This window comes from Peptoniphilus catoniae (genome assembly GCF_901447155.2).
In the GTDB taxonomy this organism is placed as follows: domain Bacteria; phylum Bacillota; class Clostridia; order Tissierellales; family Peptoniphilaceae; genus Peptoniphilus_E; species Peptoniphilus_E catoniae.
This window is the reverse complement of sequence record NZ_LR588413.1, coordinates 372,268-386,316: the sequence shown is the minus strand read 5'-3', so window position 1 is coordinate 386,316 and position 14,049 is coordinate 372,268. Positions and strand designations below refer to the sequence as shown.

Here is a 14,049-nt window from a genome sequence, read left to right as displayed (position 1 = left end):
AAAATGCTAATAGGTGAATTTAGACATTCCATTGATAGCAAGGGCAGAATTATAATACCTTCAAAGTTTAGAGAAGAACTTAAAGATCAATTTGTAATGACAAAGGGATTAGATAATTGCCTGTTTGTATATCCAATTGAAGAGTGGGAAAAAATAACAAACAAAATAAAAGAATTGCCTATGACAAGTGGTCCTGTAAGATCCTTTGTAAGGACTTTTTTTTCCGGCGCCATTGACCAGTCTTTAGACAAGCAGGGAAGGGTAATAATTCCACAAAACTTAAGAGAGCATGCACAAATTGATAAGGAAGCTGTCATTATAGGATTAAGTACAAGGATTGAGGTTTGGAGCCTTGAAAAATGGCAAGATTATCAAGATAAGAAAGCCTTGTCCTATGAAGAAATGGCTGAACAGTTGGCGGAGCTTGGGATATAATGGATTTTTATCACGAATCTGTACTATTAAAAGAAACAATTGAATCTTTAAATATAAAGGAAGACGGGATATACCTTGACGGAACTGTAGGTGGAGGAGGACATTCTTCCGAAATACTTAAAAAGCTTGGACAAAAAGGCTTACTTATAGGACTAGATCAAGATATTGCCGCAATTAATAAATCACAGGAAACCTTGTCTCAAATATCTGACAACTATAAATTATTTAAAACTAATTATGAGAACTTTGAAGAGGTATTAGACTCTCTTAATATTGAAAAAATAGACGGATTTTTATTGGATCTTGGAGTAAGCTCTTTTCAATTTGATAAGGGTGATAGAGGATTTTCTTATAAGGTTGATGCAAAGCTTGACATGAGAATGAATCAGGACTCGTCCTTTAGTGCCTATGATATAGTAAACGGCTATTCAAAGGAAGAAATTTCAAAAATACTTTGGGATTATGCAGACGAAAAATGGGCAAATAGAATAGCGGAATTTATAGTTAATGCTAGAAAGACAAAGAAAATTACCACAACCTTTGAACTTGTTGAAATTATTAAAAATGCAATACCCGCATCAGCAAGAAGAAAAAAAGGGCATCCAGCGAAAAAAACCTTTCAGGCCCTTAGAATTGAAACAAATAATGAGATAAATATTCTTAGAAACACCCTCGATAGAATGATTGACAGGCTTAGACCACAAGGCAGGATATGTGTAATATCTTTTCATTCCTTAGAAGACAGAATTGTCAAAGACACTTTCAGGTATAAGTTTTTAGATTGTATTTGTCCAAAAGAAGCACCGGTTTGTGTTTGCGATAAAGAAAGAGAAATTAATATTATAACGAGAAAGCCCATAACTCCATCTGAAGAAGAATTAAAAAACAATAACAGATCTCACAGTGCTAAGCTTAGAGTAGCTGAAAAAATATAGAGGTGTGCAATGGCTACAAGGAATAAAGGTTTCGGTACTTCATTAAATAAAAAGACAAGAAAACCTGTAAAAAAAAGAATAAAGTTAAATAAAAATAGTAAAAAGCCCTTGTTTATAACTCTGGTTATTGTTATGATAATTTCACTTGGAGCAACTATTTCCTATGCCAGGCTATCTGCTTTAGATAAAAAGATAAGCAGTTTGGATACGGAAATCGCCGAGCTTGAAAAAACCGATATGTCACTTAGAGCTGAAGTAAGGGGAATAAAAAGTTCTTCCGAAATTGAAAAGGAAGCGATGTATAAACTCGGAATGGTATATCCAAAGGAAGATCAAATAGTTTACATAGATATAAAGAAAAATAAGGAAGAAAAAGACGTTAACAGAAACGTATTTCTTAGCCCTATTTATTCTGTTTTAAAATCCTTCACTAAGAAATGAGGGGGTAGTTATGAATATAAGAGGTAAAAGGAAAGAGCCAAAGAGTGGAACTTTTTTTAATAAGAAGTCCGAACTAGCAAATTCAAAAATATTATTGCTACTACTCTTTATGGCTCTTTTATTTATTGCGATAATAGTAAAACTTTTATATATAAATGTAGTACAGGGAGAAGAACTTACAAGAAGAGCTTTAAATCAGTTAACAAGAACCGAAACTGTAAAAGCTGACAGAGGTATAATATACGACAAAAATAAAAAGGAAATGGCTATAAATGTTACTAGAGGTAACGCCTATTACAATATGAATTTCGACAGGGAAAAATTTAAAAATACAGCTCAATTTAACAGTTATGTCAAAAAGACAACTGAGGAAGATGCGAAAAAAATAGCTGCTGTACTTGAAGTTAATCCCGAAGAAATTTTAAAACATTTAAAAGGTGATAAAACAGTAAAAATAGCCGGAAATTTATCCAGGGAACAAACCTTGGAACTTAGGTCTTTGGGAATAGCTAAGCTTTCAATAGAAGATGTAGTTAAAAGGTTTTACCCATATGGAAATATGGCATCAAATTTAATCGGATTTACAGACGATGAAGGCAACGGGCAATATGGAATTGAGTCTAAGTATGACGAGGAACTTTCGGGAATTCCGGGCAAAAATATATCCATTAAAAATAACAACATGGCTCAGATTCCACTAACTGACGAACAAAACTTTGCACCTAAAGAAGGACTTTATCCTGTGCTGACTCTTGATACAACTATACAACAATTTGCAGAAGAAGCGGCTGAAAATGCCAAGGTAAATCAAAATGCAAAAAAAGTATCAATAATAGTACAGGATACTATAACAGGGGAAATACTTGCCATGGCAAACAGTGATTCCTTTGACCTTAACAATCCTAAAGAACCTGTTGAAGAAGATCAAGTTGAATCTTGGGAAGAAATGACAGATGAAGAAAAAAAAGAAAAGTGGTTTAGCAATTGGAATAATATTTGTGTATCTTCTCAATATGAACCCGGATCAACCTTTAAGCTTATTACAGCTGCGGCAGCCCTTGAAGAAAACACCACCAATCCGAATAAAGAGTACACCTGTAACGGAAGTATAGATATAGGAATAAAAATAACCTGTACAGCAAAGAATTTAGGTTCAAAGTCCATGGCTCAAGCCTTAGCAGAATCCTGTAACGTATCCTTTGTGAAAATAGGACAGGAGCTTGGCAAAGAAAGGTTTTATAAATATTTAAAAGCCTTTGGCTTCGGGTCTAAAACAGGAATAGACCTTCCAGCTGAAGCTATAGGTATAGTTCCTGAGTCAGCAGATGAAATTTCATCAGTAAGACTTGGAACCATGTCTTATGGTCACGGAGTTGCAGTAACACCTATTCAACTTATAAATGCCGTATCTGCAATAGCCAACGGAGGAAAATTAAATGTTCCAAGAGTCGTGGATAGATTGGAAGATAAAAACGGAAATGTAATTACCAAAACAAAGACTCAGACCATGAGACAGGTCATTTCAGAATCTACATCAGACACTATGAAGGAATTAATGAAGAAGGTAGTTGATGAAGGTACAGGTAAACTTGCCAAGATTGATGGTTATCAGGTGGGAGGAAAAACCGGTACTGCAAATATTCCAAAGAAAAACGGCAGAGGATATGAAGAAAATAAATACATATCTTCTTTTATAGGAGTAGCTCCATTAAATGATCCTAAGCTTACAGTTTTAGTTATAGTAGAGGAGCCTAAAGGAGACTTTTTTGCATCAACTGTAGCAGTTCCTGCTGCAAGAGAGGTAATGTCAAAAACTTTGAAGTATCTAAATGTACCGCCAACCGAACAAGTAGATGAAAAGACTGAAAAAAATCAAATAACAGTACCTAATGTAAGAAATCTTTTACTTTCAGATGCCGGAAAATCTCTAGTAGATTTAGGTTTAACATTTAATACAAATTCTGATAATATAACAGATGTCTCAACAGTAATAAGGCAAAATCCTTCACCGGGAATAGTTGTAACTGAAGGTAGTATAGTGGATCTTTATGTGGAAGACAATGATAAAGACACTAAGGTTATGCCTAATCTTGTAGGAAAGAAAGATAAAGACCTGGATAGCATATTAAACGCTTTAGACTTGGAATATAAGGTTCTTGGAAGCGGAGAAGTTCTTTCTCAATCAGTAAAGCCAGGAAGTAAAATTGAAAAATCAAGTTTAGTTGAATTTATGATGTCAGTTCCTGCAAAAGTTGACAAAAAAGATTCAGATAATTCCAATGAATCTGAAAATTCAAGTAAAGATAAAAAATCAAAAACAGATAAAAATTCCAATAATAAAAAAAAGGGAAAGAAAGAAAAATTAGAAGAAAATAATTTAGATGAAACAGATTAGATAGGTGAAGATATGACAGACAACCTCAAAGTATGGTTTATAATTTCAATAGCGGTAGCATTATTAATGGGAAAAATTTTAATTCCTATTTTAACAAAATTAAAGGCGGGTCAAAGCATTAGAGAAGACGGACCTAAATCCCATTTGAAAAAAAATGGAACTCCCACAATAGGTGGTTTAATATTTCTATCCGCTCTTGTAATTATAACCTTGCTTTCAGGTAATTTAAGCCCTCAAGTTTGGATACTTATTTTATCTACATCACTATTTGCTCTAACGGGCTTTATAGATGACTATATAAAGGTAACTAAGGAGAGAAATCTTGGGCTTACAGCTAAGCAAAAGCTTTTTTTACAAATAGTTGGAGCTTTAATTATCCTTATTTATCAATACAAATCAAAATCTCTATCTTCAGATTTATTTATTCCTTTTATAAAAACAAGCGTAAATATAGGACTTATGTATATACCATTTATTATATTTGTAATAGTTGGAACGGTAAATTCAGTAAATCTTACAGACGGTCTTGACGGACTGGCTGCCGGTACTTCAATTATTACCTTGGGATTTTTTGCCATAGCTGCAAATAAGCTTCAGAACTATCACATTGAATTTTTTTGTATAGCTTTAATGGGAAGTTTATTTGGCTTTTTATATTTTAATAGAAATCCCGCTAAGGTATTTATGGGAGACACAGGGTCCTTATCTTTAGGAGGGGCAATTTCAGCAGTTGCAGTTTTATTGAATCTTCCTCTAATATTACCTATAGCAGGTGGGATATTTTTTATTGAAACCTTGTCTGTAATAATTCAAGTTGCATCCTTTAAACTAAGGGGCAAGAGAGTTTTTTTAATGGCTCCATTACACCACCATTTCGAGGAGTCAGGTTGGAAGGAATCAAAAGTAGTAATTGTATTTTATATAGTGCAATTTGTTTTGTGTGTAATTTCATATTTTGTAGTTTTTTAGGAGAAAGTTATGTACGAAAATAAAAATATATTAATATTAGGATTTGGTGTTACTGGGAAGTCAGCTTTAAAGTGTTTAAGCAAGTGGAACACAAATATATATATTTACGATGAAAAAGAAGACCTTTTAAAAGATTATAGTGGCGAAATCTTTAAAATATTTAAAGAAGAGAACCTAGGAATAATAGACTTTATAGTAAAAAGTCCGGGGATTAACCCTAATCACAAGCTTTTAAAGTTAGCAAGGGAAAAAGGAATTCCCATTAAATCGGATCTTGAGCTTTTTTATGAAATTTCCAAGTGCAAAAATACCATTGCCATTACAGGTACTAATGGAAAAACTACAACTACATCTCTTTTAGCAAATATTTTAAAGGAGATAAGAAAAACTTACTGCGTAGGCAACATAGGTAAGTCTGTTTTAGATGCTGCAAGTGAAACTGGCAAAGATGATTATGTAGTAATAGAAGCATCCTCCTTTCAACTTGAAGATACTTTAAACTTCAAACCTCATATTTCAATAGTGACAAATATTACAAGCGATCACTTGGATTGGCATGGAACAACTGAAAATTATAAGCTGGCAAAGTATAAAATCTTTGCAAATCAAGACGAAAATGATTTTATAATTTTTAACGAATCAAACAATGAGCTTAAGAGCAAGAAAATAAGGGCAAAAAAATATAAATTTTCAACTAAGGGTGAAGTAGATAGAGGAGCTTATGTAAGTAAGGGAGATATTTACTTTAAGGATTCACAAAAGGAAAAAATAATGTCTGTTAAGGATATTAAAATTCCCGGAGATCACAATTTAGAAAATATACTTTGCGCAATTTCAGCAGCTAAGCTTTTAAATGTGGACAGTGAAATAATTAAAAAATCAGTTTCCAATTTTATGGGAGTTGAGCATAGAATTGAGTATGTAAGAGAAATTAAGGGAGTAAAGTATTATAATGACTCTAAAGGCACCAATCCCGACTCGACTATTATGGCAATTAAGGCAATAGATAAAAACATTGTTTTAATAGCAGGCGGTTATGATAAAAATGCCGATTTCGATGAGATGTTAAAGGTTGGAGAAGGCAAAATTAAACATTTAGTGCTTTTCGGTCAAACTGCTGAGAAATTGCAAAAATCCGCAAAAAAACTAAATTATGATATTTATTTGGTAAATAATTTGGAAAAGGCTGTCAAATTGTCCTACACCTTGGCTCAAGTAGGGGATACTGTACTTCTTTCACCTGCCTGTGCATCTTGGGATATGTATCCTTCCTATGAAGTTAGAGGAGAAGATTTTAAGAAATTAGTAAATGAGTTGGTTTAATGAATAGATTAAAAAGGCAAACAAAATCCGTTGACCTTGGACTTTTACTTGCATTTATTATTTTGGTGGGTTTTGGACTTATAATGGTAACAAGTGCAGCCTATCCCTTAGGTCTCAAGTATTATAATGACGGATTTCACTATGGGAAAAGGCAACTTGTATTTTCGTTTTTAGGTATAATTACAGCATTTATAGCTTCAAGACTTCCCAGGGATTTTATAAAAAAATATTCACCACATTTCTTTTTATTTACTTTAATTCTGGTTCTTGCACTTTGGTCTCCTTTAAAGGACTCTCAAGGAGGTCAAGCCAGATGGTTAAAAATACCATATACAGGTTTTAAATTTCAACCTTCAGACCTGCTAAAAGTATCTTCAATATTATTTTTGGCAAGGGTACTTGATGTAAATAAAAATAGAATGGAAAAAAGAGAAACATTTATAACAATAATAGTGATAATTGCTTTAGCCGTAATACCTATAATGATTAAGGACTTATCAACAGGGGCTGTAATAGCTTTTACTCTTTTAGTAATGTATATTGTAGGAGGAATAAGACCTCACCAATTTGTAAGTCTTGTGGGTATAGGAGTTGCGGTAATGATTCCCATGGTTGTTATGTTTTGGTATAGGGTTAAAAGAATATTCGGTTATCTTAATCCTGATCTTGCAGTATTAGATGAAAACTATCATATTACTCAATCTCTTTATGCTATTGCCATGGGTGGACTTGGAGGAGTTGGTTTTTTTCATTCAAGGCAAAAATACTCAAATTTACCTGCTGCCCATAATGATTTTATATTTTCGATTATATGTGAAGAGCTTGGTCTTTTAGGTGCAGTATTTTTAATAATTATGTATTTTATTTTAATTTATAGAGGGCTTGTTGTTGCATATAAATCTCAAAATTACTATGATAAATATGTCGCTGTAGGTATTACATCTTACATAGGGATTCAAACCGTATTTAATTTAGGCGTAGGTTGTGGTCTTTTTCCTGTTACAGGGATAACCCTTCCCTTAATATCCTACGGTGGAACATCTTTGTTGGTAACTATGGCATCAATAGGACTACTACTTGGAGTATCAAGGAGAGTGTAAAATGAGATATATATTGTCCGGCGGAGGTACAGGGGGACACATTTACCCTGCTCTTGCTATTATTTCAGAAATAAAAAAAAGAAATAAGGATGCAGAAATACTTTATGTAGGCAAAAAAGGAAGCCTTGAAGAGGAGCTTGTTACAAAAGAGGGAATAAAATTTTCTCCAATAGAGGTAAAGGGCCTTCCTAGGAAAAAAATAAATAAAGATACTGTTGTTACCCTTATGGCACTTTTAAAAGGATTAAGACAGTGTGAAAAGATAATAAAAGAATTTAAACCCGATGTAGTAATAGGAACGGGGGGGTATGTTTGTGCTCCCATACTTTTAAAAGCCCAACAAAAGAAAATACTTACAGTTATTCAGGAGCAAAATGCCTATCCCGGAAAGACTAATAGAATATTGTCTAAAAAAGCCGATCTTGTGGCGGTTAACTTTGAAGAAGCTAAAAAATATTTAAAGTATAAAAAAATGATAGTAACAGGTAACCCCATAAGAGATGACTTTAACCATGTAGACAGAGAAAAGGCCAGAAAGAGTCTGGGTATAAAGGATAAAGAGAAGTTTGTTTTGTCTTTTGGAGGCAGTGGAGGTCAAGAGTCCACAAATGAAGCTATTATAGGAATTTTAAAGGGAGAATACAAAAGGGACTTTAAGCTTTACCATGTAACGGGTAAGGATCACTATCAAGGCTTTATGAAAGCGATAGATGGTATTGATCTTGAAAATGTAAATATAGTAGACTACTCAAACAATGTACCTGAACTTATTATGGCTAGTGATCTTGTAATAGCAAGCTCATCAGCTATGACTCTTGCTGAAATATCTGCAGTAGGGGTGGCTAATATTCTTATTCCTAAAGCTTATACTGCAGGCAACCACCAGGTATATAATGCAAACAGCTACAAGGATAAAAAAGCTTCCTATGTTATACTTGAAGAAGACTTGAATAGTGATATGTTATATAATAATATAGAGGATATTTTAAAAGATAATAAGAAAAGAGAAGAAATGGCTAATAACGTTTTGAAACTTGGAAATAAGAATGCCGTTAAAAACCTTGTAGATGGAATAGAGTTGTTGATAAATGAAAGGACAGAGTCGAAGAGAAAAATATAGAAAAAGGGCAAGGAGAAAACTATTTGTCAGAAAGATAGTTTTATTTGCTCTGCTTTTAATTATAGGCATATTTATTTTAGTGAGGACCGGGTCCTTAAATGTAAATTCCATTACCGTTACAGGATCGGAAGAAGTTTCTAAAGAAGAAATAATTAAAAGATCAGGTTTAAAAGTTGGAGAAAATTATTTTTCAATACCTAAAAAAGAAAGAATAAAAGCGATTAACAGTATAGCAAAAATTAAATCCTCTGATATAAAGTTCTCCCTCTCAAGAAAAGCAACAATAAATGTAGATGAGAGAAAGGGAATAATACAAGTGGGAGATTATACCAACTATTATATTATAGATAAGGATCTTAGAATTATAGATATACTTAACAGCCCTGTGCAAAATCTTAAATATTTAACAGGAGCAAGCTTAACTAATTTAGATTTGGGAGATGATATCTTTCCCAAAGAAAAGGTTAAAAGAGAATTTTTAAAAAAACTTTTTAAGGAAGATATATTTAGTCGACTTGACGAAATACAAATGGAATCAGATAGTGTGGTTTTTATAGAGAGTCATGGAATAGAAATAGATTTTGGTAAAATCGATAATGTTGATTATAAGTTTAAAATGCTTAATGAGATTTTAAAGGATATAGATACAACAGGTAAAAAAGCGCTTAAAATAGAAATGGAAAAGGGAAGCAGTCCCATAGTAGAATTGGAAAGCACCTATGAAGGAAATTAAATTTTAATAAATAACATAATAATTATCTATAATTTTAAGTTTAATTCATTAAAAGACCTTTAGATGTTGACTATTTGGCTATTTGTTTATAAAATATTAATATATGCTTTTAAATGAGAAATGTAATGTAATTTATGATATGAGGAGGATATTTATGTTAGAATTCGATATGGATCACGACGAATTTGCAAAGATAAAAGTTGTGGGCGTAGGCGGCGGCGGAAATAATGCTGTTAATAGAATGATAAGTGCAGGTGTAAAGGGAGTTGAGTTTGTAGCTTTTAATACTGACAAACAAGCTCTAAGAGCTTCTCTTGCAGAAAATAAAATTCAAATTGGAGAAAAAATCACCAAGGGATTGGGAGCAGGAGCTGACCCTGAGATAGGAGAAAAGTCAGCGGAAGAATCCAAAGATGAAATTAGAGAAGTTTTAGAAGGCGCCGACATGGTATTTATTACCGCAGGTATGGGCGGAGGAACAGGTACCGGAGCAGCTCCTGTAATAGCCGAAGTTGCAAAAGAGCTTGGACTTCTTACTGTAGGTGTTGTAACAAAACCTTTCACCTTTGAAGGATTAAAGAGAAAAAAATCTGCTGAAAAAGGAATTAGTGAATTAAAAGATAAGGTTGATACCCTTGTAATTATTCCTAACGATAGATTACTTACAATTTCAGATAAGAAAACAAGTTTCTCAAAAGCTTTTGAAATTGCAGATGATGTATTAAAACAAGGTATCCAAGGTATATCAGATTTAATTTCCGTACCTAACTTGATTAATCTTGACTTTGCCGATGTTAAAGCTATTATGTATAACAAAGGTATTGCTCATATGGGTATCGGAGTTGCTTCAGGAGATGACAGAGCAACTGAAGCTGCAAAACTTGCAATTAATTCTCCTCTACTTGAAACATCAATTGAAGGAGCAAAATCAGTCCTTCTTAATATTACAGCAGGAAATGATCTTGGTATTTTTGAAGTAAATGAAGCTGCAGATCTTATTAGAGATTGTGTAGATGAAGATGCAAATATTATTTTCGGTGCCGGAATTGACGACAGCTTAAAGGATCAGGTTAAGATTACAGTTATAGCTACTGAATTTGATCAATACAATGAAGACGATAAGCCTTCTAAGGTTTATGATCCGGAAAGATTTAAGTCTGATAAGGATAAAAAAAGCGACTATAGTACCGGAGAGTTAAATATACCGTCTTTTTTAAGAAATAACAGAAAGTAATTTTAAAGCCTCATCTTCGGATGAGGTTTTTTTGAGGTGTAAATATGAAATGTCCTTATTGTAACTATTTGGATTCTAAAGTTATTGACTCAAGACCTACAGATGAAGGGTCAACTATTAGAAGAAGAAGAGAATGTATTAATTGCAAATCAAGGTTTACAACCTATGAAAGAGTTGAAGAGACTCCAATTATAGTTGTAAAACGTGATGGAAACAGACAAATTTTTGATAAAAACAAAATAATCAACGGCATAATCAAATCCTGTGAGAAAAGGCCGGTATCAATAGAGAGCATTGAGAAGGCCGCAGATGATGTAGAAAAGCAAGTACAAAATCTGATGAAAAAAGAAATAAGCTCAGAGGAAATTGGAGAGTTCGTAATGGAAGCCTTAAAGGACTTAGATGAGGTTGCCTATGTAAGATTTGCATCTGTCTATAGACAGTTTAAAGATGTCCAAAGCTTTTTTAATGAGTTGGAAAGCATAATGAAAACCAAGAAGTGATTATATGGATTTATTTACCTTAAATATGAATAGAGAGCTTAAATCTTCAGCACCACTTTCTTACAGAATAAGGCCTGAAAATTTAGATGAGTTTGTGGGCCAATCCCATCTTGTAGGAAGGGGAAGGTATCTAAACAGACTTATAAAGGCTGACAAGGTGGGGTCCATGATTCTCTATGGTCCTCCGGGAGTCGGTAAAACTACCTTGGCCAAGATAATAGCCAACATAACTGAAAAAGAATTTATAGAAATTTCAGCTGTAAGTTCAAATATAAAAGAGCTTAGAGAGGTGCTTAAACAGGCTGAAGACAATTTAAAATTTAGAGGGCTTGGAAGCATTTTATTTATAGATGAAATACATAGGTTTAATAAGTCTCAGCAAGATGCACTTCTTCCCTATGTGGAAAAAGGAGTGGTGACTTTAATAGGAGCCACTACAGAAAATCCCTATTTTGAAGTAAACAGAGCTCTCGTGTCAAGAACTCAAATTTTAAATCTCAAACCTCTTAATGAAGAGGATTTAAAAAAACTGATTGATAGAGCTTTAAATGAAGACATAGTTTTTAAAAACTTAAATATAAGTATGACAGATGATGCTATAGATTTTTTAATAATAAATTCTTCCGGAGACGGGAGGAATCTTTTAAACTCTTTGGAGCTGGCGGTACTTTCCACAGACCCTGTAAATGGGAAAATTAATATAGATAGAAAAGTTTTAGAAGACTGTCTGCAGAAAAGAAACCTAAATTATGATAAGGGTTCAACGGAACACTATAATACCATTAGCGCTTTTATAAAATCTATGAGGGGCACTGATCCTGATGCTGCTCTTTATTATTTGGCAAAGATGATAGAATCCGGAGAGGATCCTAAATTTATAGGCAGAAGACTCATTATTTTTGCTTCTGAGGATGTGTCCAATGCTGATCCTATGGCTTTAAATGTAGCGGTAAATGCCTTTAAGGCCGTTGAGGTTGTAGGTTTACCTGAAGCTTCAATAAATCTTGCTCAAGCTGTTACCTATCTTGCAAGTGCTCCAAAGTCAAATGCGTCTTATTTAGGGTTAAATGCTGCAACTGATGATGTTAAGCATGGCAGGTTCGGCAACATTCCCATGTATCTTAGAGATAAAAACAACCAAGATAAGGATAACAAGGAAACTTATAAGTACCCTCACAATTATAAAAACCATTATGTAGATCAGCAGTACTTACCTGATGAACTAAAGGGTAAAATTTACTATGAACCTACTGACAATGGATATGAGAAAAAAATAAAAGAATTTTTAAATAGCTTAAAGAATAAACAACTCTAGAAATTTTTCGGAGTTGTTTTTTAATTTATAAGCTAAAATTAAAAAACTTATACTTATGAACTAATAACAAATGTCTATATATAGCCTAATAAGCTAAAGCTTAATTGACAATATTTGTAAAAATGTCTATAATAGCGTTATTGATTAGGAATTAGGAGGAATAGGATGACTATTAACGATATATTAAAAGGTAGTGGAGATTACATTGACAAGAAGATAGAGCTTGAGGGTTGGATTAAAACAAGCAGAGCTTCTAAGAACTTCGGTTTTATAGAGCTTAGTGACGGGACTTGTTTTGATTCAATTCAGATAGTTTATAATAATGATTTGGAAAACTTTCAAGAGATTGATAAATATCCTATAAGCTCCTCACTTAAAGTGGAAGGAAAATTAGTAAAAAGCCCTGGAGCAAAGCAGGAAGTTGAAGTTCACGCAACTAAAATCAGTCCTTATTGCGTTTCAGAAAAGGACTATCCTCTTCAAAAAAAGCGTCATACTATGGAATATTTAAGAACCATATCCCATTTAAGACCTCGTTCAAATACTTTTAATGCAGTTTTTAGAGTGCGTTCACTTATAGCCTTTGCAATTCATAAATTTTTCCAAGAAAAAGGGTTTGTTTATGTTCATGCACCTATAATAACGGCATCTGATGCAGAGGGTGCAGGGGAAATGTTTCAGGTAACAACTCTTGACTTAGATAACCTTCCGAAGAAGGAAGGCAAGGTTGACTATAGCGAAGACTTTTTCGGAAAAGAAACCAATCTTACAGTTTCAGGTCAACTTGAAGCCGAAGCCTTTGCCCTCGCCTTTAAAAATGTCTATACTTTCGGGCCTACCTTTAGAGCTGAAAATTCAAATACTCAAAGACATGCTGCGGAATTTTGGATGATAGAGCCAGAAATGGCATTTGCGGACAATAACAAAAACATGGAAGTTGCAGAGGAAATGCTTAAATATATTATTAACTATGTATTGGAAAACGCAAAATCAGAAATGGAATTTTTTAATAAATTTATAGATAAGGGACTTCTTGACAGACTTAATAATATAGTAAACTCTGACTTTGGAAGAATTACTTATACTGAAGCTGTTAAAATCCTTGAAGAATCAGGAGTTGAATTTAAGTATCCTGTTAAGTGGGGCATTGATTTACAAACGGAACACGAAAGATACTTAACTGAACAGGTTTATAAAAAGCCTCTTTTTGTAACTGATTATCCTAAGGGAATAAAGGCTTTTTACATGAAGGAAAATGAGGATAAGAAAACCGTCGCCGCTATGGACCTTTTAGTACCGGGTGTAGGAGAAATAATAGGGGGATCTCAAAGAGAGGACAACCTTGAAAAGCTTGAAGCTAAAATGAAAGGAAATTCCATGAATATGGAAAACTATAGCTGGTATTTAGATCTTAGACGTTATGGAAGCGTTGAGCACTCAGGATACGGCCTGGGTTTTGAAAGAGCTGTAATGTATATTACCGGAATGAAAAATATTAGAGATGTTATTCCTTTTCCAAGGACAGTAGGACAAGCTGAGTTTTAGG

13 protein-coding genes are annotated in these 14,049 nt (G+C 33.4%); all 13 read left to right on the top strand.

The features are described 5' to 3' along the window. Nucleotides 1-3 precede the first annotated feature (3 nt). Nucleotides 4-435: a division/cell wall cluster transcriptional repressor MraZ gene (gene mraZ / locus PEPCATONIAE_RS02060; protein ID WP_138159324.1), complete on the top strand. Its 432-nt coding sequence runs from the start codon at nt 4-6 to the stop codon at nt 433-435. Then, nucleotides 435-1,370, top strand: a complete 936-nt coding sequence (gene rsmH / locus PEPCATONIAE_RS02055; RefSeq protein ID WP_138159323.1) for a 16S rRNA (cytosine(1402)-N(4))-methyltransferase RsmH — start codon at nt 435-437, stop codon at nt 1,368-1,370. The genes mraZ and rsmH overlap by 1 nt, the downstream gene beginning before the upstream one ends. 9 nt (nt 1,371-1,379) lie before the next feature. Next, nucleotides 1,380-1,811 carry an FtsB family cell division protein gene (locus tag PEPCATONIAE_RS02050; protein WP_138159322.1) on the top strand — a complete coding sequence of 144 codons (432 nt, stop codon included), beginning with the start codon at nt 1,380-1,382 and terminating at the stop codon, nt 1,809-1,811. Between the two features lie 10 nt (nt 1,812-1,821). Further along, entirely contained in the window at nt 1,822-4,206 is a 2,385-nt protein-coding gene (locus PEPCATONIAE_RS02045) for a penicillin-binding transpeptidase domain-containing protein (protein ID WP_138159321.1), read from the top strand. Nucleotides 4,207-4,218: 12 nt separating this feature from the next. Continuing rightward, the gene (mraY, locus tag PEPCATONIAE_RS02040; protein WP_138159320.1) at nt 4,219-5,175 is read left to right on the top strand and encodes a phospho-N-acetylmuramoyl-pentapeptide-transferase; all 957 of its coding nucleotides are present in this window, start codon (nt 4,219-4,221) and stop codon (nt 5,173-5,175) included. Between the two features lie 9 nt (nt 5,176-5,184). Then, nucleotides 5,185-6,498, top strand: a complete 1,314-nt coding sequence (gene murD, locus PEPCATONIAE_RS02035; RefSeq protein ID WP_138159319.1) for a UDP-N-acetylmuramoyl-L-alanine--D-glutamate ligase — start codon at nt 5,185-5,187, stop codon at nt 6,496-6,498. Next, nucleotides 6,498-7,598: an FtsW/RodA/SpoVE family cell cycle protein gene (locus PEPCATONIAE_RS02030; protein ID WP_138159318.1), complete on the top strand. Its 1,101-nt coding sequence runs from the start codon at nt 6,498-6,500 to the stop codon at nt 7,596-7,598. The genes murD and PEPCATONIAE_RS02030 overlap by 1 nt, the downstream gene beginning before the upstream one ends. Nucleotide 7,599: 1 nt before the next feature. Beyond that, nucleotides 7,600-8,718, top strand: a complete 1,119-nt coding sequence (gene murG, locus PEPCATONIAE_RS02025; RefSeq protein WP_138159317.1) for an undecaprenyldiphospho-muramoylpentapeptide beta-N-acetylglucosaminyltransferase — start codon at nt 7,600-7,602, stop codon at nt 8,716-8,718. Then, the gene (locus tag PEPCATONIAE_RS02020) at nt 8,687-9,451 is read left to right on the top strand and encodes a cell division protein FtsQ/DivIB (protein ID WP_138159316.1); all 765 of its coding nucleotides are present in this window, start codon (nt 8,687-8,689) and stop codon (nt 9,449-9,451) included. The genes murG and PEPCATONIAE_RS02020 overlap by 32 nt, the downstream gene beginning before the upstream one ends. A 154-nt stretch (nt 9,452-9,605) precedes the next feature. Continuing rightward, a complete protein-coding gene (gene ftsZ, locus PEPCATONIAE_RS02015; RefSeq protein WP_138159315.1) occupies nt 9,606-10,685 on the top strand; it encodes a cell division protein FtsZ in 1,080 nt (359 codons plus the stop codon). A 44-nt stretch (nt 10,686-10,729) separates the two neighbouring features. Next, nucleotides 10,730-11,188 carry a transcriptional regulator NrdR gene (gene nrdR / locus PEPCATONIAE_RS02010; RefSeq protein WP_138159314.1) on the top strand — a complete coding sequence of 153 codons (459 nt, stop codon included), beginning with the start codon at nt 10,730-10,732 and terminating at the stop codon, nt 11,186-11,188. A 4-nt stretch (nt 11,189-11,192) separates the two neighbouring features. Continuing rightward, the gene (locus tag PEPCATONIAE_RS02005; protein WP_138159313.1) at nt 11,193-12,503 is read left to right on the top strand and encodes a replication-associated recombination protein A; all 1,311 of its coding nucleotides are present in this window, start codon (nt 11,193-11,195) and stop codon (nt 12,501-12,503) included. Nucleotides 12,504-12,668: 165 nt separating this feature from the next. Continuing rightward, nucleotides 12,669-14,048 carry an asparagine--tRNA ligase gene (gene asnS / locus PEPCATONIAE_RS02000; protein WP_138159312.1) on the top strand — a complete coding sequence of 460 codons (1,380 nt, stop codon included), beginning with the start codon at nt 12,669-12,671 and terminating at the stop codon, nt 14,046-14,048. The last annotated feature ends 1 nt before the right edge of the window (nt 14,049 follow it).

Bases quoted from the DNA above. Each gene is read 5' to 3' on its own strand.
- nrdR (WP_138159314.1), top strand. From the start codon at position 10,730: ATGAAATGTCCTTATTGTAACTATTTGGATTCTAAAGTTATTGACTCA.
- ftsZ (WP_138159315.1), top strand. From the start codon at position 9,606: ATGTTAGAATTCGATATGGATCACGACGAATTTGCAAAGATAAAAGTT.
- PEPCATONIAE_RS02030 (WP_138159318.1), top strand. From the start codon at position 6,498: ATGAATAGATTAAAAAGGCAAACAAAATCCGTTGACCTTGGACTTTTA.
- rsmH (WP_138159323.1), top strand. From the start codon at position 435: ATGGATTTTTATCACGAATCTGTACTATTAAAAGAAACAATTGAATCT.
- PEPCATONIAE_RS02020 (WP_138159316.1), top strand. From the start codon at position 8,687: ATGAAAGGACAGAGTCGAAGAGAAAAATATAGAAAAAGGGCAAGGAGA.
- mraY (WP_138159320.1), top strand. From the start codon at position 4,219: ATGACAGACAACCTCAAAGTATGGTTTATAATTTCAATAGCGGTAGCA.
- murG (WP_138159317.1), top strand. From the start codon at position 7,600: ATGAGATATATATTGTCCGGCGGAGGTACAGGGGGACACATTTACCCT.
- PEPCATONIAE_RS02045 (WP_138159321.1), top strand. From the start codon at position 1,822: ATGAATATAAGAGGTAAAAGGAAAGAGCCAAAGAGTGGAACTTTTTTT.
- PEPCATONIAE_RS02005 (WP_138159313.1), top strand. From the start codon at position 11,193: ATGGATTTATTTACCTTAAATATGAATAGAGAGCTTAAATCTTCAGCA.
- PEPCATONIAE_RS02050 (WP_138159322.1), top strand. From the start codon at position 1,380: ATGGCTACAAGGAATAAAGGTTTCGGTACTTCATTAAATAAAAAGACA.
- asnS (WP_138159312.1), top strand. From the start codon at position 12,669: ATGACTATTAACGATATATTAAAAGGTAGTGGAGATTACATTGACAAG.
- murD (WP_138159319.1), top strand. From the start codon at position 5,185: ATGTACGAAAATAAAAATATATTAATATTAGGATTTGGTGTTACTGGG.
- mraZ (WP_138159324.1), top strand. From the start codon at position 4: ATGCTAATAGGTGAATTTAGACATTCCATTGATAGCAAGGGCAGAATT.